Annotated in this window: 16 protein-coding genes and 1 pseudogene; 10 read left to right on the top strand and 7 right to left on the bottom strand. The window is 33.6% G+C overall.

Annotated features, from left to right (window positions below):
• Positions 1-21 precede the first annotated feature (21 nt).
• The 3 genes from grxC to rsgA form a co-directional block, all read right to left on the bottom strand.
• The gene (grxC, locus tag AOY20_RS01635; protein ID WP_171250428.1) at positions 22-279 is read right to left on the bottom strand and encodes a glutaredoxin 3; all 258 of its coding nucleotides are present in this window, start codon (positions 277-279) and stop codon (positions 22-24) included.
• A gap of 17 nt (positions 280-296) precedes the next feature.
• Positions 297-704, bottom strand: coding sequence for a rhodanese-like domain-containing protein (locus AOY20_RS01630; RefSeq protein ID WP_054580258.1), 408 nt, complete (start codon positions 702-704; stop codon positions 297-299).
• 95 nt (positions 705-799) lie between these two features.
• Positions 800-1,858, bottom strand: coding sequence for a small ribosomal subunit biogenesis GTPase RsgA (gene rsgA, locus AOY20_RS01625; RefSeq protein ID WP_054580257.1), 1,059 nt, complete (start codon positions 1,856-1,858; stop codon positions 800-802).
• Between the two features lie 124 nt (positions 1,859-1,982).
• On the opposite strand from rsgA, the gene orn reads away from it, so the two are divergent.
• The 10 genes and pseudogenes from orn (at position 1,983) to AOY20_RS01575 (ending at position 13,895) form a co-directional block, all read left to right on the top strand.
• Positions 1,983-2,540: an oligoribonuclease gene (gene orn / locus AOY20_RS01620; protein ID WP_054580256.1), complete on the top strand. Its 558-nt coding sequence runs from the start codon at positions 1,983-1,985 to the stop codon at positions 2,538-2,540.
• A gap of 226 nt (positions 2,541-2,766) precedes the next feature.
• Positions 2,767-3,498 (top strand): Bax inhibitor-1/YccA family protein, encoded by a 732-nt coding sequence (locus AOY20_RS01615; RefSeq protein ID WP_054580255.1) that lies wholly within the window; start codon positions 2,767-2,769, stop codon positions 3,496-3,498.
• Between the two features lie 151 nt (positions 3,499-3,649).
• The gene (locus tag AOY20_RS01610; protein ID WP_054580254.1) at positions 3,650-4,453 is read left to right on the top strand and encodes an enoyl-ACP reductase FabI; all 804 of its coding nucleotides are present in this window, start codon (positions 3,650-3,652) and stop codon (positions 4,451-4,453) included.
• 141 nt (positions 4,454-4,594) lie between these two features.
• Positions 4,595-7,222: pseudogene (locus tag AOY20_RS01605) on the top strand (type VI secretion system Vgr family protein).
• Positions 7,223-7,233: 11 nt separating this feature from the next.
• Positions 7,234-7,935, top strand: a complete 702-nt coding sequence (locus AOY20_RS01600; RefSeq protein ID WP_054580253.1) for a DUF4123 domain-containing protein — start codon at positions 7,234-7,236, stop codon at positions 7,933-7,935.
• 1 nt (position 7,936) lies between these two features.
• A complete protein-coding gene (locus AOY20_RS01595; protein WP_054580252.1) occupies positions 7,937-8,653 on the top strand; it encodes a toxin VasX in 717 nt (238 codons plus the stop codon).
• Positions 8,650-10,695: a hypothetical protein gene (locus tag AOY20_RS01590; RefSeq protein WP_054580251.1), complete on the top strand. Its 2,046-nt coding sequence runs from the start codon at positions 8,650-8,652 to the stop codon at positions 10,693-10,695. The genes AOY20_RS01595 and AOY20_RS01590 overlap by 4 nt, the downstream gene beginning before the upstream one ends.
• A 2-nt stretch (positions 10,696-10,697) precedes the next feature.
• The gene (locus AOY20_RS01585; protein ID WP_054580250.1) at positions 10,698-11,633 is read left to right on the top strand and encodes a hypothetical protein; all 936 of its coding nucleotides are present in this window, start codon (positions 10,698-10,700) and stop codon (positions 11,631-11,633) included.
• An 84-nt stretch (positions 11,634-11,717) separates the two neighbouring features.
• Complete coding sequence (locus AOY20_RS01580; protein ID WP_054580249.1) at positions 11,718-12,770, top strand: DUF6708 domain-containing protein; 1,053 nt, start codon at positions 11,718-11,720, stop codon at positions 12,768-12,770.
• 66 nt (positions 12,771-12,836) lie between these two features.
• Positions 12,837-13,895 carry a DUF6708 domain-containing protein gene (locus tag AOY20_RS01575; RefSeq protein ID WP_144424749.1) on the top strand — a complete coding sequence of 353 codons (1,059 nt, stop codon included), beginning with the start codon at positions 12,837-12,839 and terminating at the stop codon, positions 13,893-13,895.
• A 328-nt stretch (positions 13,896-14,223) separates the two neighbouring features.
• Here AOY20_RS01575 and AOY20_RS01570 read toward each other — a convergent pair whose 3' ends face one another.
• From AOY20_RS01570 to holA, 4 genes are all read right to left on the bottom strand, one after another.
• Positions 14,224-15,633 (bottom strand): efflux transporter outer membrane subunit, encoded by a 1,410-nt coding sequence (locus AOY20_RS01570; protein WP_054580247.1) that lies wholly within the window; start codon positions 15,631-15,633, stop codon positions 14,224-14,226.
• 9 nt (positions 15,634-15,642) lie between these two features.
• Positions 15,643-17,622, bottom strand: a complete 1,980-nt coding sequence (locus AOY20_RS01565; protein ID WP_054580246.1) for a MacB family efflux pump subunit — start codon at positions 17,620-17,622, stop codon at positions 15,643-15,645.
• Between the two features lie 2 nt (positions 17,623-17,624).
• Entirely contained in the window at positions 17,625-18,980 is a 1,356-nt protein-coding gene (locus AOY20_RS01560; RefSeq protein WP_054580245.1) for a MacA family efflux pump subunit, read from the bottom strand.
• Positions 18,981-19,107: 127 nt separating this feature from the next.
• Positions 19,108-20,097, bottom strand: a complete 990-nt coding sequence (holA, locus tag AOY20_RS01555; protein WP_054580244.1) for a DNA polymerase III subunit delta — start codon at positions 20,095-20,097, stop codon at positions 19,108-19,110.
• Positions 20,098-20,108 lie beyond the last annotated feature (11 nt).

The raw sequence follows: 20,108 nt of genomic DNA, 5'->3' as shown, positions 1-20,108 counted from the left end.
AAAGAGTATGATTAGTAAATATTATGCCAATAAATCGTTGAGTTTACCTTCACGCTCTAAAGCATAAAGTTGGTCAAAACCACCGATAAATTGATCTTTGATGAAAATTTGTGGCACTGTACGATGATTTGTACGTTGCATTAATTCAATACGCACTTCTGGCGCTTCATTCGATAAATTAATTTCTTTGTATTCTACACCTTTACGCTCAAGAAGTTGCTTAGCGCGAATGCAATATGGGCAAACGGTTGTTGAATAAATTGTAACATTAGCCATGATTGGCCTCCTTTAGCGAATTATTTAGCTTTAACCAAAGGTAAGCCTTGGGCTTTCCAGTTGCTAATACCACCATCGAGACGATAGGCGTCTGAATGACCAACTTGTTGTAGGGCAGTGCCTGCGACTTGACCTAAATTACAAATGAAAACAAGTGGACGTTCAGATGTTTTTAACTCTTCAATATGCTTTGTGATCTGGCTATAAGGAATATTGCGGCTACCGCTAATATGTCCTTCACGGAAATCTTTCGCATCACGTAAATCAATAAGCATTGCATTTTTGGCTTTTACCAAAATACCTAAAGATTGCGGGGAAATTTTACGACCATTACGTTGGCCTTCTAAAATGAAGAACAATACGATTAAAACAGCCAATGTTCCAAATAAGAAGGGGTGATTCCCCATAAATTCGAACCAACGTTCCACAAGTCACCTAATTACAATTTTAAAATTGTCGAAGAGTATAGCCTATAAATATGGCGATCAAAATCACCGCTTCAAGGGCTAAATGTTAATAAAATTTAATTTTTTTGCTGAGCCTCAGCAATTTCATCAATTAAACGTAAAAAACTGTCCAAACGACGCGTTAAAATTTCGCCATTTTGAGCAGCTAAACGCAGTGCACATTGTTTTTCATGTTTGTGCGTACAATTACGAAATTGACAATGACCAAGTAAGTTTTCAATTTCAGGAAATCCTTGCTGAACTTTGTCGCTATTTAAATGCCAGAGTCCAAATTCACGAATTCCTGGAGAATCAATTAAAGCAGCACCATCCCCAAAACTAATTAAACGAGTTGAGGTTGTAGTATGTTGTCCCAAAGCAGAGTTTTCTGAAATGATATTTGTCTTCTGCGCTGCATTAGGAACAATCGTATTAATGAGTGAGCTTTTACCTACACCAGATTGTCCTACAAAAGCGACAGTTTCACCTGCTAGACGTTGCGCTAAGTCAGATAGATCACCTGTCGATTGTGTCAACATGACTTCATATCCTAAATGTTCGTATTCTTTTACTAAACCTAGAATAGGGTCATTTTCTTGTAGCAAATCTGTTTTATTTAAAACCAATAGTGCAGGAATATTTGCATCAGCACAAGCAACCAAATAGCGATCGATTAAACCCGGTGCTGGTTCTGGTAATACTGCAAATACAATAACAATCAAACTAATATTAGCCGCAACAGGCTTCACTTTGTGATAGCGATCTGGGCGTGTGAGTAATGATTTTCGTGGATGAATTGCAGTAATAATACCTAAACCAGTATTAGGATCTGCCTGCCATTTAACACGATCACCAGTAACTAATAGTTCAAGATTGGTACGCGTATGACAACGCCAAACACTACCAACTTCAATTGGCTTCCAAAAAGGATCAGGTTCACCTTCTTTGACCTGTGGTTTCTCTGGATGTTGTTCAGGCGACGATAAGGCTTGCACCTCTAACTGGCGGCCATAATGCTGTACGACTAGACCTTCTAAATCATTAGAAGTATCTATTTCTTCCTGACGAGTTTTATGCTGTTTCTCAATACGACGTTGTTGTTGCTCGGTCAAACGACGCTTACGAATTAAAGCCATTCACATCCTAAAAAAACCATGAATACAGAATGGCAAAAATAGCATGAAGCAGGGGGGGAATTACAGCAAAGAACAAATAAATTTGCTACTATTGTATTTTTTAGCCTAATAAGATTGCACATTTATGAGCAGCACACCTGATACTCGCCTTATTTGGATTGACTTGGAAATGACAGGTCTAGATACAGATAACGATCAAATTATTGAAGTTGCAACAATTGTAACTGATGATAATTTAAATATTCTGGCAGAAGGTCCAGTGCTGGCAGTTCATCAGTCAGATGTGATTCTTAATGCAATGGATGAGTGGAATACTCGCCAACATGGGCAATCAGGTCTAATTGAACGTGTACGTCGTAGTAAATTGACTGCACGTGATGCGGAATTACAAACTTTAGAATTTTTGAAAAAATGGGTAAATCCAAAGACATCACCAATGTGTGGTAACTCAATTTGCCAAGATAGACGTTTTTTACATCGTTTAATGCCTGAAATGGAACAATATTTCCATTATCGTAATTTAGATGTATCCTCAGTGAAAGAACTTGCAAAACGCTGGCGTCCTGAAATTATGAGCGGATTGAAAAAAAATGCCTCTCATTTAGCAATGGATGATATTCGTGATTCAATTGCAGAGCTAAAGTATTATCGTGAATACTTCTTTATTATGAATAAAGATTAATCATTTACTTTTTCATTCTTTAATTTTTAAAAAAGATGAAAAAGCTAGGTTATAAAATCAATTTCATTTAGTAAATACATTATAAAAGAAAGGTAAAAATACCTTTCTTTTTATTTATGCATTTTATGTATAGAAAACTTACAAAAGTGCTCAGTTTTATTTTGGTTAAAATATCAACTGAGTGTAAAATATTAACTATATTTTCGATTATAAAAACGAGAGGAATATGCAAAGTAATAACCCAATTTTAACGCGTGTAGAGGTTTCTAGTGACTACGCACAACCAATGACTGTTCAAGGTGCAATTCAAAAGTCTGTGCTTTTAACTGTGATCGCTGCTGTTGTGGGTGTCGCTTTATTTTTTTATACATTCTTAACAGGTAATGGCTCATTGGCTTATGCTGGGGCAATGGTCGGAGCAATTGGTGGTTTTATTATTGCACTAGTTGCAACATTTAAACCGAATTTAGCACGAGTTTTAGCGATTCCTTATGCATTGTTTGAAGGTGCATTTCTAGGTGGTATTTCAGTTATTTTCCAATTGAAATTTCCAGGTGTGCCGTTGCAAGCTTTATTAGCGACTTTTGTGACGACATTAGTGATGTTTGGTTTATATCGTTTCCGTATTATTCGTGCGACAGAAAAGTTTAAATCTATTGTGATGTCAGCAACAATTGCAATTGCGATTGTATTTGTTGTGCAATTTATTATGCGTATGGCTTTTGGCTCAAGTATTCCTTTTTTATTTGAAACGAGTGCATTGGGAATTGGCTTTGCTGCTTTTGTTGCCGTAATTGCATCACTTAATCTAATTCTAGATTTTGATTTAATTGAAAATGGTGCAGCACAAAATGCACCAAAATCAATGGAATGGTTGTGTGGTATTGCACTTTTAGCCACTTTGGTTTGGATGTATTTTTCATTTTTACGTTTATTAGGCATGTTACAAGACGACTAATTTATAGATGAAGTTTGAATGCTAGAAAAATCGCTCAATTTATTTGAGCGATTTTTTTATATGCTTAAAAGTTAAAAAAGATGCATTATGCAATTTCAGAAATGCAGAAAATTAGGCATTATGTCGGCAAACTATTTTAAGTGAGAATTCCATGGCACAAGGATTATTGGCAGGTAAACGTTTCCTGATTGCAGGTATTGCAAGTAAACTTTCAATTGCATTTGGTATTGCACAAGCATTACATCGTGAAGGTGCAGAACTCGCATTTACTTATCCAAATGAAAAATTAAAAAAACGTGTAGATGAATTTGCTGCACAATTTGGTTCAACACTCGTTTTTCCTTGCGACGTGGCTATTGACTCTGAAATTGACCAAGCATTTGCAGAATTAGCAAAGCATTGGGATGGTTTAGATGGCTTGATTCACTCAATTGGTTTTGCACCTGCACATACTTTAGATGGTGACTTTACTGATGTAACTGACCGTGATGGTTTTAAAATTGCACACGATATTAGTGCATATAGCTTTATTTCAATGGCACGTGCAGCAAAACCGTTATTGTTAGCGCGTCAAGGTTGTTTATTGACATTGACATATCAAGGTTCTGAGCGTGTTATGCCTAACTATAATGTTATGGGTATGGCAAAAGCATCTTTAGAAGCAGGTGTTCGTTATTTAGCATCAAGCTTAGGTGCTGAAGGTATTCGTGTAAATGCAATTTCTGCGGGACCAATTCGTACATTAGCAGCATCTGGTATTAAATCATTCCGTAAAATGTTAGATGCCAATGAAAAAGTTGCACCGCTTAAGCGTAATGTGACAATTGAAGATGTAGGTAATGCTGCGTTGTTCTTATGTTCACCGTGGGCAAATGGTATTACTGGTGAAATTTTATATGTTGATGCAGGCTTTAATACAGTAGGTATGAGCCCAGATTTGATGGATGTAGAATAATTTTACTTCAATAGAAACGGTGCTTAGGCACCGTTTTTTTGCATTAAAATTGTTACAAATATGTCTAAATAGTTAAATAAGTCACGTTAATTTGTTAAGATTAAAGATAATTATTACCTCAAATTAAATAAGACAAAAATTATGTTGGGAAATATATTTTCAGCCCTAGAAAACTTGGGCTTAGGTGCACAAAAAAGATCACTTCATATTCAGTTTTCAAATCCAGCACTTAATACTGAAGTCTTTTTACAACGCATTGAAGGTCAACATCAAATTAATGGTGGACTTCAGGCTGAACTTATTTGTTTCTCAACGAATGCATATTTACCATTAAAACAATTTATTGGCGTACAAGTTGCTGTAGATCAGGTGACTGACCGTGGGCAATTGTTTCGTACCACAGGAATTATTACCCAAGCTGCTCAAGGACAAAGTGATGGTGCATTAACTGCATACAAACTCACTTTAGAAGATCCAACTTCTCTTTGGACAAAACGACGCAATAGCCGTGTCTTTATGAATAAAAGTGTCCGTGAGGTAACGGAAATTCTTTTTAAAGAATGGCAAGACAAAAGTCCACTTTTTGCTGCCAGTTTAAACTTAGATTTAACAGGACTAAGCTAAAATGGCGATGTTCGCCCATTCATTATGCAAAGTAATGAACTTGACCTTAGCTTTTTACAAAGACTATGGAAAAGTGAAGGTATTAGCTACTTAATAGATGAAGCACAGCAAACGGTTTCATCATTTATGGCTTCAATTGAAGCTCAAAAACTACGTTTAATTGATGATCAAGCACAATACAAATCATTAAGCCGTGGGAATATTCGTTACCACCGTTCAAATGCTACAGAAAAGCAAGACAGTATCGTGAGCTTTATTGCCCAACGTAGCTTACAACCCACTGCAGTTCATGTACAACGTTGGCAAGCCGATAGCTTAAGCCAAGAAGAAGGTGCAGGTTCAGTACTGAGTAAGCATCAACATAGTGGAAATCAAGATAATGTCAGTTTAAGCCTAGAACAAGCATGGCATATGAGCCCTGCTTGGATGCAGGACTTAAATGGAGAAGACCAAGCTACAGCATCAAGTAATCAACAAATAGAAAAATTAAATGAAAACCTCAGTAAATATTATGATGCCCAAGCCAAACAATTTATTGCAAAATCGACTGTACGAGATGCTCAAGTTGGTTATTGGTTTGAATTTAATGAACATCCAGAAATAGATTTACATAGTGGTTCAGACAAACAATTTCTAATTCTATCAAAACACTTTTATAACCAAAATAATTTACCCAAAGATTTAAGTCAGCAAATTCAACAATTACTTCAACAAAGTAACTGGTTGAAAGCAGAACAACAGGTTGGTGATGAACGTCAAGCCAATGAATTAGTTTTACAAAGACGCACAATACCCGTTGTTCCCGAATATCATTTACTGAAAGATCGACCGACAACATATCCACAACGTGCCAAAGTGGTTGGTCCTGAAGGTGAAGAAATTCATGTGGATGAATGGGGACGTATAAAAGTCCGTTTCCTATTTACCCGAAGTGAAGACCATGCTCATGATAGTGGTGCAGGGACAAATGACAATGACACAGACTCTGCTTGGGTAGATGTCCTTACACCTTGGGCAGGTGAAGGATATGGAGCACGTTTCTTACCTCGTATTGGTGAAATAGTCGTTATCGACTTCTTTGATGGCAATATTGACCGACCATTTGTAGTTGGACGTATTCATGAAGCAGAGCGAAGCCCAACTAAGTTCGATATAAAAGGGCAATTGCCAGATACCAAAAAGCTCAGTGGTATACGTTCCAAGGAAGTTGCAGGTGAAGGCTTTGGACAATTAAGATTTGATGATACGACAGAGCAAATTTCAACTCAACTTCAAAGTAGTCATGGGGCAACTCAGCTTAACTTAGGTAATTTAAGTCATCCTAAAGAGCAAGCAGAAAGTGAAGGACGTGGAGAAGGTTTTGAGCTGAGAACAGACCAATGGGGTGCGGTACGCGCAGGCAATGGTTTATTACTGACAACGCATAAACAAGACAATGCCGAAGGTAGTCACTTAGATGCGAATGAAGCGAAAAGTCAGCTTGAATCGAATTTAAGTAGTGCAAAAGCTTTAAGTGAAGTAGCGAAGAATCAACAGACTGATCCTTTAGAAGTATTGGATAAAATACAAGGTTTTATTGCAACTTTGGTGAAAGAAGATCCTAAAAAGGCCGATGCTTTTAAAGCAGCTGTAATGGTTTTGGCTGCTCCAAAATCTATAGCAGTTTCTACAAATGAGGATTTGTATTTATCTGCAGATGGACAGATGGGTTATACCGCAGGTGATAGTATTAATGTGTCTACTCAAAAGTCTTTAGTTGGGCATGCAAGCCAAAAAATAAGTTTATTTGCAGCCCAAGAGGGGTTGCGTGCTTATGCAGCTAAAGGGAATGTAGAACTACAGGCACAAGATGGTGAAGCAGATTTTATTGCACGTAAGGGAATACAGGTAATATCGACAGAAGATACTGTTTATATTACGAGTCCTAAAGAAATTCAAATTGTTGCAGATGGTTCAGAATTAAAGATTAATGCATCAGGGATTTTTTCTACAACGGCAAGTAAATTTGAAAGTAAAGCAGGGCAGCATTTATTTAAGGCAGGGCAACATATTGATAGCAAATTTATAGAGCTTCCAATATTAAAATGTCCTTATAAATTGCAAAATGCAGCTAGAAATGGCAATGCTTTAATAAGTTTAGATTAAGGTTTTAATGAATGTTAAATGTAATAGATTTAAATTTAGAAAATTTTAAGAAATATAATTATATGGTATATGAACAACGGTTTTTTCCTAATATGATTGAAATATATGATGGAAATAATATTAAATATAAATATTTAGGTGAAGATGTTTTTAAAAAAAAATATTTTTGTCCAATATTAGTAGATTTAAATTCCATCAGTGAAGATATTAAGCAAAGTTTTTTAGAAGAACTAGTTTTAAATTATTATACAAGATTTGTAAATTATTTTGATGATATGTATATAGCCCAGAATCTAATTAAGTCTACATTAGATTTAGAGGAAATGGCTGATCTTATGGTGAAATTAATGGTAGTTGGAAATAGTAGGAAAAGCCTTTTTCGGTTTTATGATCCAAGGGTTTCTCTACATTTAAATGCTCTTATGTACGATGAAAATAAAATATATAGAAATATTTTTTCTGGGTGGAAAGAAAAGTTTTTAAATAACTTTGATGAGTATATTATATGTATAAATGGAGAGTTTAGAGGGTTGAATTTAAATCAAGATGATTTTATTTATAATAAAAAATTAGATATTAGTTTAATTGATGATATTAATTTAGATATAAAGAAAGAAATAAATGAAATGGTAGATAATTTAAGAAAGCTTCCAAGAAAAGAATATTTTATAGAAATAGTTTCAAATGTGTATAAAAAGTATGGAGTAATTTAAGATGGAAGATGTAAATGAAAATATAGAACAAGGAAATTTAGATCAAGGGGATGGTAATCGCTGTGATATTTGTGCCAGATTAGGAGTAGACTTGCCAGTAAGAATTGGCATAGGATTTAAAAATCAAGTGAAAGAATGCCCCAGTCATTTAACAAAAAATTATCCAAACTTACCTGATAATTTGGTTTATACATTAAGATTATTGGAAACAGGCTATTTATATGTATACGCTGAGGCTTGGAGTCATGATCATCATAAACAAGGGCTTGAATATCCTATTAGAGCTTATTCTATAAGCAGCAATGGCTATTTGTCGACAATACCGTTAGAAAATATAGAAGATCATGAAGATGTTGAAAAAACACATGCGATATGTTTTGAGACGCAAGAGTCTAAAAAGTCAAAAGGTTATGGTGATACAACTATAAATGCATTGCATTTAGATTTATATGTAGGAGTAGATGAAATAGGGATTATTTATTCAAGACACCAGTTCTCAAAAACAGTCATAAAAAAATTAGAAAATAGAAAAGATTTATTTAGAATAGTGTCAAAAAATAAGATACAACATGAATATAGATTAGAGAAAAGTCAGTATACATATATTGATGATTTAGCTAATTTTGATTTTGAACATTCAAATTCATGGATTAAAGATAGAGATATTTCAAAAAAAATCCGTTATTTAAAAATCAAAATAAAATTTTTGAAAATTTGAAAAATTACTATTTTGATGGAGATAAAAAATCAATAGATTATCCAGTTATTGTATTAGATGATCCAGTTGGAATTCTAAAAGATATTGGGCAAGTGATGAGGTATTACAAAGAAAAATATAACAAGAATAATGAAAAAGATCTTTATATGGATGAAAAGTTTTCACAAATTCAACTTGGGGTTAGTAGATCATGTGCTGCTTCAGCATATTTTGAAGTGGAGGACTATACTAAAAGAGGAATTCTAGCGAATTATAAAAAAGGCTTGTTACCAAATGAAATGATGTATGGATTACAAGGCAATAAATTTAAAATAAATAATGGGTTAAGTAAAAAGGAATTGAAAAATAAACTTAATGATGAAAAATTTGATTTATTAGAAATACTCACACCTGAAGCTAAAGAAATTTTTATTCGAAGTATAAATGAAAAAAAGGATAAAGATTTTAAAAGTAATTGGAAGAATTATTTAGAAGTTGTAGATGAAAATAAATATCAGAAATGGACGCAATCTAATGCTTATAAAGATTTAAATTCAAAAATTGATAATTTATCAGATACATATATCGATTTTTTTAAAGGAGATTTATTTTTCCATTATATGGAAAATTATTTTGATAAAGAAAATATTGAAATTTTAGGAGAGTTTTTTAATATTTTAGGTATTGTAATTGGTGACTCGGTTAATTATCCAAAGATTTCTGAGTTTTTTTATGAATTACTGAAAGAAAAATCAATTTCTGATAGAAATTATCCTATTAGAGCATTATTTTATAATAATAATAAATTGAAACAATACGTTAGTTCTAATTACTCTAATTTTAAATTAGATACAGTAGATCATTTTCTTATAGCAAGTACAGAAAGTATCCCAAGTAATGCAGGTTTGTATTATGGCTATTCACAAGTGCTTGATGAGATAGATTTAGCAAATTATTTTAAATTACAAAACAATCTGTCACATACAGTAATAGGTGATAGATTACATGCACAAATTGCCTTAATTTTTAATGAGGTTGGTGCTGATCTTAAAAATTTACCCGTAGCATTTGGTGTACAAATGTTTTATGAACAAGAATTGATTTTAGTTAGATATACAGGAACTTTAGGTAAAGTTCCATCTGAGGTATATAGAGCGATTCAAGATTCAGGAATACAAAGAAGTGATAATAAAAGAGAACGAGCACGTGCATTACAAAGTAAATTAGATCGTATGATTTTAGAATCGAATATTAAAAACCCTAATAAAATTGTAGAATTTGAATTTATTTTAGATAAAAAATTATATTTATCAAATAGACATAATAAAACACAGAATAATGTTTATAAATCAATTTCAGATTTTAAGCTAGATCCACAATTTATGAATAATAAATTGAAAGAATTACATCCAAATAATAATAAGGCACTAGCATTGGGTGTGCTTGCTAGTGCTTTACAAAGTTTTGCAATACTGACGGCATATCAAAAAGTTCGACATGAGTCTTTAAGTGAAAAAGAAACATTAGATGCACAATTAGTGATTGCTGCACAACCATTAATACTCATTGGTAGTATTATGGATTTTGCACAAAGGCAAATTATGCTGTATCAAGGATTCCCCGATGTAAAAAATATTTATACTACTCATCTAGCTTCTAGATTTACATCTATTCGTAACTTAGCAAGGATTGGTTTATATGGAGGTGCTGCTATATTTGCTGCATTAGAATTCAGAAATGCTTATAACTCCTTACGGAATAATAATACAACAAGTTTTTTGTTAGATACAACATATGGAGTTTCATTAGGTCTTTCTACCTATCTTTTAAGAAAAGGAACAGCAGCTACATCTGTAAGATTACTTGGTCTTGGTGCAACAGGTTGGGGTATATTATTAATTATTATTGGTTTTGGTCTTGACTATTATGCAGATTATGTACGGCGTCAACAGTTAAGATATTGGTTAAAAGAGAGTTACTGGGGGGTAAATAATAAAGAATTTACCTTAGATAAGCTTGAAAAAAATTATGATATGGCTGTAAAAGAAGCAATGGGAGAATAGTGGTGAGCGGTAATTATGGTTATGAAAATAAAAATCTGCTAGAAGGTTTGATAATAGAGCAAACAGCACCAATGAAGTTGAGTTATTTAAACGAAAGAGGGATGATAAACTTTAATTTAGATTTAAATCAGAAGCTTAATCTAATATTAATTTCATCACTTAATATTCAAGAGATAAATGAGGATTATATCATTTGTACTGATGCATGGGATGAAATTCGAGGTTTACCCACGATATTTTCGCTACTGTTTTCAACTCTTTTATTTATAATGGTTGGTAGCATGTTGATAGTCTTTCCTCTCGCTATATTGGGTGATCGAATGACATTTCTTACGTTTATTATTAGTTCTTTGGGTATTGTAGGGGGAGGATATTTTTTATATAAGATTTTTACAATATCATTTAAACGTGAAATTTTTGGTTATACCCATTATCCTCTTATTTTTAATCGTAAAAAACAAGAATTACATTATTTTGAACCTTATAGAAAAGAGTGGATTTCTGCACCTTGGAAAGATTATAACTTTTCAATTACGATGAATGAAGATAGAGATTACATAGTGAATGCTTCGATACTAGATTATAATCGTGTTGTACAAAAAGGTATTATTTTCCCATTTCGCTTAAATAATATGGATTTAGTTGTTGGTCATTGGGAATTTTTTAGACGGTATATGGCGGGAGAAAGTCTAGAAAAACTAACACCATTTATATTAACATTTGCTCCAAATCGATCTAGAAAAGAGACAGCAAGTGAAAGTTGGAAAAGAATAAAATTATTAAAATTTTCAACGATTAATTATTTAACAAATGAAATTATGTTACCGTCAAACTTTAATTTAAACTTAATATTTTTTGGTATTCCTCAATTTTTAGCTCGACGCTTATGTGTAAAAACTTCAAAAATTCCAAATATTCCTAAAGATTTTTTAGAGTAATATTAAGGTAATAATTAAGTCAATATAGAAATATATTCGAGATTTTTGTCTTGGCTTAAATATGTAAAAGTATAGGTATAAATATTGAGCCAAGATAAAAGCACAGGTAATTGGATTTATTCAGATTATTCAAATATTAAAAAAATAGATGTAGATGATAAAAAGCTTAGGCTTAATATTCATCAAAAAGTTAATATAGAACCCTTTCATTATTTATCTGCTATAAAAATGAATTCTACTTATTTGGAAATAGCAAATAGAAATTATAATTTTTATGGGCTGTACTCATTATTAGCAGGTGGTTTCTTTATTTTATTTTGTATTATTTTACCAATATATGCATTAGTTGATACAATTATTTATCAAATTGAGAATGGGTTTAGTTTGATAATGTATTTTGTTATATTGATTTTTTTTGGTGTATTTTTTTTAGCTAATTATAAAGTTGGATATAAGTATTTTAAAAAATTTGAATATAAAAGTTTTTATTATTTACCTATACGTTTTAATCGAAAAAATAAAAAAGTTTATGTTTTTACAAGAGAGGGAGAGGAAAAAATTTATGATTGGGATGAACTTTTTTTCTATATTGCCACTGTAGATTGGTTATATGGAATTAAGAAAGTTGAATTACGTGCAGCGAAAGTAGATGCTGATGATAATATAGAATTTAGTTTTAGTTTAAATAGTCCAACACCTTTTGCAGAAGATACCAAGCAATGCTTATCTTACTGGGAATTTATACGCCATTATATGGAAGATGGACCACAATATTTTTATATTGATGCCAAAAGTTTAGAAAGTTTTAATGAGTCTAAGCTTTGTTTTTGTAATGATATTGACCAAAAACTTGAAAGCTATGAAATGAGTAAGCTTAGACTTTTTTACAACTATAAGCCGCTAGGTGTTGTCGATTTGATACTAGTCGCACCTATTTTTTATCCATGGTTATGGGTGAGACGTTATTTCATGAAATATCAGGCAAAAATTCCATATTGGTCAGCAGAAGTGAATGAAGCGTGTAAAGTTGAAGAAAATGATCCTTATATTGTTGATTCTTCAATAAATAAATATTTTGAAATTAGGTTATTTCCATCTAGAATGGCAGTTAGAAAAGAATATTTAAAAAATGATTAAGTCAATATAGAAATATATTTGAGATTTTTGTCTTGGCTTAAATATGTAAAAGTATAGGTATAAATATTGAGCCAAGATAAAAGTACTGGTAATTGGATTTATTCAGATTATTCAAAGATTAAAAAAATAGATGAAGATGATAAAAAGCTTAGGCTTAATATTCATCAGAAAGTTAATATAGAGCCCTTTCATTATTTATCTGCTATAAAAATGAATTCTACTTATTTGGAAATAGTAAATAGGAATTATAATTTTTATGGACTATATTCTTTTTTAATGATCTGTATGTTTTTATTATTTTGCTTAAGTGTTTATTTATATTTTATTTATGAAGTTATTTGTAAATTTATAAATGATGGTTATGAGTTTGACTTTTTTTTTATTTTCATTTTTATTTTATATTTTTTTGTTACTATTGTTTTTTATAATAAATTTGTATTTAAAGAGTTTAAGAAATATGAATATAAAAGTTTTTATTATTTACCTATACGTTTTAATCGAAAAAATAAAAAAGTTTATGTTTTTACAAAAGATGGAGAGGAAAAAATTTATGACTGGGATGAACTTTTTTTCTATATTGCCACTGTAGATTGGTTATATGGAATTAAGAAAGTTGAATTACGTGCAGCGAAAGTAGATGCTGATGATAATATAGAATTTAGTTTTAGTTTAAATAGTCCAACACCTTTTGCAGAAGATACCAAGCAATGCTTATCTTACTGGGAATTTATACGCCATTATATGGAAGATGGACCGCAAGATTTTTATATTGATGCCAATAGTTTAGAAAGTTTTAATGAAATACAGCTATGTTTTTGTAATGACATTGACCAAAAACTTGAAAGCTATGAAATGAGTAAGCTTAGACTTTTTTATAACTATAAACCGTTGGGTATTGCAGAATTAACATTAGTTGCACCTATTTTTTATCCATGGTTATGGGTGAGACGTTATTTAATGAAATATCAGGCGAAAATTCCATATTGGTCAGCAGAAGTGAATGAAGCGTGTAAAGTTGAAGAAAATGATCATTATGTTGTTGATTCTTCAATAAATAAATATTTTGAAATTAGGTTGTTTCCATCTAGAATGGCAGTTAGAAAAGAATATTTAAAAAATGATTAAGTCTAAAATAAAAAAGCATTTATTTGGCTATGATATTTTTAAAGAAACATGGAGACCGTATCTCATTATTTATCATAATAATTGGGTACTTACTTTTTTGTATATTCATTTGATCTTATGAACTTTATTGCGAGACGAATTTTACTAAATCTTAAGCCTTTACCTAAATGGTATGAAGATGTGATTCGAAAAAATAAAATGGATAAATAACGCCCTGAAAAAATTATTTATAAAGAAAATTTTGAATTTACAATCTTTGAAATGAAGGATAAATAATTAAAACTGAATACATTTGAGTAGATATTAAAAAAGCCCTTTCGGGCTTCTTTTATTGTTCAGACATACTTTGAATTGGACTACCACCCAAAGCTTGCATTAACGTGACATAAGCATTGTATTGATTTTGCTTGGTTTGTAATAAAGACATACGTGCATTACGTGTGGTTTCTTGCGCATCTAACAAATTCTTTAATGCAATTGCACCGTATTGATAACGCACACGAGTCAAACTTTCTGTTTTTTCAGCTAACTGTGCATTACGTTCTTGTAAGCGTACTTGCTTATTTAACTCTATCCGATTTGATAGTGCATTTTCAACATCTGCAAAGGCTTGATATAAGGTTTGACGATACTGAATAATGGCTTTTTCATAATCTATATTGCTAATCGCAATATCCTTTTTCATATCATTATATTGTAAAAAAGGAAGACTTAAATTTGCCCCTAAAGTTAAAGCAGGATTTTTAAGTAAGTCGGTGAGTGACACACTCGAAGCACCTAAATTACCCGTTAAACTGATAGATGGGTAGTAACTCGCCTTTGTTGCATCTTTATTGGCAAGTGCACGACGTAAACGTAATTCATTGGCTTTTAAATCAGGGCGACGTGACAATAATTCAGCAGGTAAACCTGCCGCAATTTCTGGTAGGGCAATCTGTGGTAAACGTTGAGGCTCAGCAACATTAAGTTGTTGTATAGGCTGATTGAGCAATACAGCAAGTGCTGTACGGGTTTCTACTTTTTGCTGGTCAATTTGGCTTAATGTTGCTTTTTGACTTTGAACAGATTGCTCTGCTTGCGTTAAATCTAAACCTGAAACAGCACCTAATTTATATTGTGCTTGTACCAAATTATAAGTTTGTTGTGTACTCGCAAGATTTTGTTCTGCTACAGCATAACGTTCATTTAAGTAGCCCAATTGCCAATATACATTGGCAGTGGTTCCAATTAAACTTTGTGCCGTTGCTTGTAAATCTTGCTCGGTTGCTAAGGCTTCCCATTTTGCAGCTTCAGTTTGGCTCGCTAAGCGACCAAATAAGTCTAGCTCATAACTTACACCCGCACTGACTGACATACCTCGGTCACTTGAATCTCCTGAGTGTAAATCGAAGTTATGACCTGTAGAAGCACTTGAGTTTACACGTAAACCTTGGCGGTCTTTGGCTAAACCAGCTTGTAACATGGCTTGACGAATATTTAATCCTGCCACAGCTAAATCTGCATTGGCATTAATCACTTGATTAACCAATTGATTCAGCTCGGCATCATTAAACAATGTCCACCATTGATCTGCATAAGCATCGGCATAAATTTGCTGATTCTTTTTTTGAGCATATTCAAAATTAGTCGGTACATTGACCGCTGGCGCTTCATATGGTGTTTTGACAATAGCTGCACATCCAATCAAAGAACTGCTTAGAATCAGGGCACCTGCAAGACGATTTAATTTAAATTGCATAAGATTTTCCTATTCTCTAGACAGTGCATCGACTGGATTTAAACGTGCTGCATTACGTGCAGGAATAAAGCCAAAGACAATACCAATTAAGCTTGAACATACAAAGGCTGCAACAATTGAGGTTGTTGAATAATCCATCTGGAATGTTCCACTTGCAAATTTACTAAATAATTGTCCAATTCCAAGAGAAAGGAGAACACCTAAAATACCACCCAAAATGCAGACCAAAACAGCTTCAATGAGGAATTGTTGTAAGATGTCACTTTGTCTAGCACCTACAGCCATACGTACACCAATTTCTTGGGTTCGTTCAGTTACAGACACGAGCATAATATTCATTACACCAATACCACCGACAACTAATGAAATCACTGCAATCGCAGAGACTAATAAGGTCATAGTTGCTGTAGTTTGTTGAATCGTTTCACGAATACTGTCTGAGTTTTGGGTAAAGACATCCTGAGCACCATGACGTTGTTCCAGTAAACTTAAAATGGCATTTTCAGCTACAGTACTGGAGTACTCATCTTTTACACGAACAATAATGCTACGTACATTCGATTGCCCTAACATACGACTCATGACGGTTGAATAGGGGAGATAAATATTTAAACTATCTGAATTTCCCATCATGCCTTTTTGTGCATCAATAACCCCAATAATACGTGTAGGTACACTACCTAAGAGAATCACTTGTCCCACAGGATCAGTACCATCTGCAAAGAATGTCTTTTGTGTATTGGTATCGATGACTGCATCTTGAGCCTGTTCAATAACACTTGTGCGATCAAAAGGTTGACCCGATTTAAAAGTTAAACCACGGACATAGAAAAAGTCTTCACCAACGCCATTAATTGTTGCAGATGCTTCAGTATCTTTATAACGAACTGTTAAATTCGTTGTCACCACAGGGGATGCACCATCTACATAAGGTTGCTCAGTTAGCGCATCTGAATCTGCTGGAATAAGTGTTTTAACTTGTGAGGCTCGGGAATTATCACCAAAGCCACGCCCTTGATACACTGTAATTGTGTTGGTGCCGAGGCTACTAATGTTTTCTAAAATTTGCTTTTGTGAGCCATTACCTAGGGCGACTACCGACACCACTGAAGCAATACCAATAATAATACCTAACATTGTTAGGAAGGTACGCATGCGATGAGCATTCATTGCCAGTAAAGCCATACGGAAAGCTTCACCTAAACGGTCAAATGCAGAGCGCCAAGCAGAAGTTTTCTTCTGTAATGGACGGACTAATTCCTGTTTTTCTAAAGGATTATCATTATTTTCTGGAGTGTTAGGTAGGTCAGAAATAATATTACCATCACTGATCTCAATAATACGTGTCGCATTTTTTGCAACATTATGATCATGTGTAACTAAAATAATAGTATGACCTTTGGCATTGAGTTCACGTAAAATACGCATGACTTCAATACCACTATTTTTGTCCAATGCACCTGTTGGTTCATCGGCAAGAATGACATCACCACCATTCATTAATGCACGTGCAATGGATACACGTTGTTGCTGACCACCAGAAAGTTGGCTTGGTTTATTTTGTGTTTTATCTGACAAGCCTAAGTCAGTCAGTAATTTAACAGCTCGGTCATGGCGTTCTGTTGAATCAGCACCGGCATAAATGGCAGGAACTTCAACATTACCTGCTGCATTTAAGTCACCCAGTAAGTGATAACGCTGGAAAATAAAACCAAAATATTCACGACGAAGTTGGGCTAAATCATCAGGTTCAAGTTCACGAGTTTCACGCCCGCTTACTTTGTAGCTACCATTGGTAGGCTGATCTAAGCAGCCTAAGATGTTCATTAAGGTCGATTTACCAGAGCCTGATTGACCGACAATCGCAACCAATTCTCCAGGATAAATTTCAAGGTTGATGCCTTTTAGAATCTGAACCGTACTTTCACCAGCGGGAAATTCACGTGTCAGATTCTTTACCTCTAATAAAGGTTTTTGAGTCTGAGTCATGATTACATTCTCATTGATGGGCCACCGGCACCAGCACGATTACGTTTTGAGGCGTCATTGCTTGAATCAGAACCATCAGCAATCACTACTTTTTGACCTTCTTTTAAGCCACGCAATACTTGTACAGTGACACGGTTATTTAGTCCAAGTAATACAGGTGTTGGTTTTACAGTACCATCTGCTTGTAGTACACGAACCATGCCCATAGAGGCTTTACCTTGATCGATTAGAGTTTTTTCAACATCAGTTAATTCAAGACGCTTAGGACGATCACCTTCAGGACGGTCTGATGCAGCTCGATCACCAGTAGGGCGATCATCACGCGGAGCATCTCCAGTAGCATTTGGATCACGTTTACGTTGAGGGCGATTCGAACTTTGTACTGCTGAAGCTGGAATAGTTAAGACATTTCTTGCTTCGCTTAAAATAATATAAACTTGTGCTGTCATATCAATACGTAATTTGCCATCTTCATTTGGAATATCAAACAGAGCGTTGTAATACACAGCAGAGTTTGAAGACGAAGAAGATGTATTGTTGGACTCTGTATTGATTGAACTTGGTGCAGGTTCAACTTGGCGTAATTTAGCGTAGTGTTTTTTCTCGTTATTTCCTAGAGTCGTGAAATATACAGTTTGTCCTTTTTCAACTTTCATGACATCTGCTTCAGAAACTTCTGCTTTTACAGACATTGTGTCAAGCTGAGCAAGTTTAACAATTGTTGGTGCACTTTGATTTGCGTTAACCGTTTGACCTTCTTCAGTCACAATCGCCACAATTGTGCCATCCATTGGGGCAACAATACGGGTATAGCTTAAATCTTCTTTTGCTGTAGAAAGTGTTAACCGAGATTGTTCAATTTGTGCATTAATTGCAGCAATTTCAGCTTGCGCTGTTTTATAGCTTGCTAATGCTGATTCTAAGTCTGCACGAGATGTAGCATCTTTCGCATACATTGCTTTTTGTCGATTATATTCTGCTTCAACTTTTGCAAGATTTGCTTGTCTAACAGCAAGTTGAGCTTGTTGATTTTTAATACTTGCTTCAGCTGTTTTTAAGTCATTCTCTTGTCGTACAGAGTCAATTTGTGCAATAAGTTGTCCAGCTTTAACTTGGTCGCCAAGTTGTACATACATTTTTTTGACTTGACCTGAAACCTGAGCACCAACGCTGACCATTTTTGTTGCTTCGAGTACACCAGTTGCCAGTACAGAGTTTTCGATATCACCATAAGTAACATCTGCTGTGATGTATTGGGGTTGTTCCTCTTTTGGTTTAAAAAAGTACCATGCAGCAGCGGCAATTGCTAATGCACAGAGAGTGGCCACGATGAATTTAGTCGATTTTATTTTTGGCATGGGCAGGGCATTGCTAATAGTAGAAGAAATTGAATGTAATTATAAAATCGAATTACGGATAAAGTGTGAATATTTTTTGATAAATAAGAATGATTAACATTTCTTTATTTGAGATAAATTTCGATCATTAATTTATGAATAATGGTTTACCACATAAGCTTGCGATTGCTTGCTGTAATAAGTGTTCTGGATTTTCATGTCCAAGACCTTTAATAGAAGCATCAATACGTAAAAGCAGATCAGGCCAAGTTAAAAAACTATTTGGATTTAAACGTCTTAAAGCTTGCTGATACAGACTAATTTTGGTTTTCCATATTCCAAGTTTATCTGCGTGATGTGGTTGCTCAAATAATTGCATGAGCAAGCGCATTTCTTTACTAATGCTCCACAACACAAGTGTCATTGGTTCGCCAGATGCAATTAAATATTGATAAATTTTAATAGATTGAGATAAATTACCTTGCAACACTGCATCATTTAAATCATAAGTTGTATAACGAGACTGATCTTGTAGGCATGAATATAGGTGTTCAATTTGGATTAATTCAATATCAGGGAATGTATCACTCACACGCATGAGACTATTTTTTGCGGCAAGTAAATTATGCTCATGATGTTGTTCTAACCATTTCCATGCATCATTGGCGAGTTTAATTCCTAATTTTTCTGCTTCAACTGCTAGAATTTGTTGCCGATCTTTAGGGTAGTTTGCAGTTAATGCGACATTAACGCCATTAGCATCGATAGTTTTGAAAAAATTAGATTTTAAGCTGTTACTATCTTGCTTGGGCATAATAATCAAAAGCAAATTTTGTTCATTATGCTGCAAATAGTTATTCAGTTCTTTTAAACCACTTGCATCGGGTTTAATATTACCATGCGCTTCTATAGCCAATTGATTGGAAAAAAGAGACAAGCTATTTAATGCATTGAATACATTTTTCCAATCACCAACATTATTAATTTCATAGCGTTGGCGTTCAATTTCTTGATTTGTCCAACTTGCTCGAAATGCATCAAGCAAGTTTTGTTCTAACAACGGTTCTTGACCATGCAACACCCAAGCACCACGGGCATCATTTACACGTTTAAGTGCTTGAAGATAGTCAAGTTTCATAAATAATTAAC

This window comes from Acinetobacter equi (assembly GCF_001307195.1).
GTDB classification, from domain to species: domain Bacteria; phylum Pseudomonadota; class Gammaproteobacteria; order Pseudomonadales; family Moraxellaceae; genus Acinetobacter; species Acinetobacter equi.
Note: the sequence above shows the minus strand (reverse complement) of the source record. Positions and strands in the feature narration are given on the sequence as shown.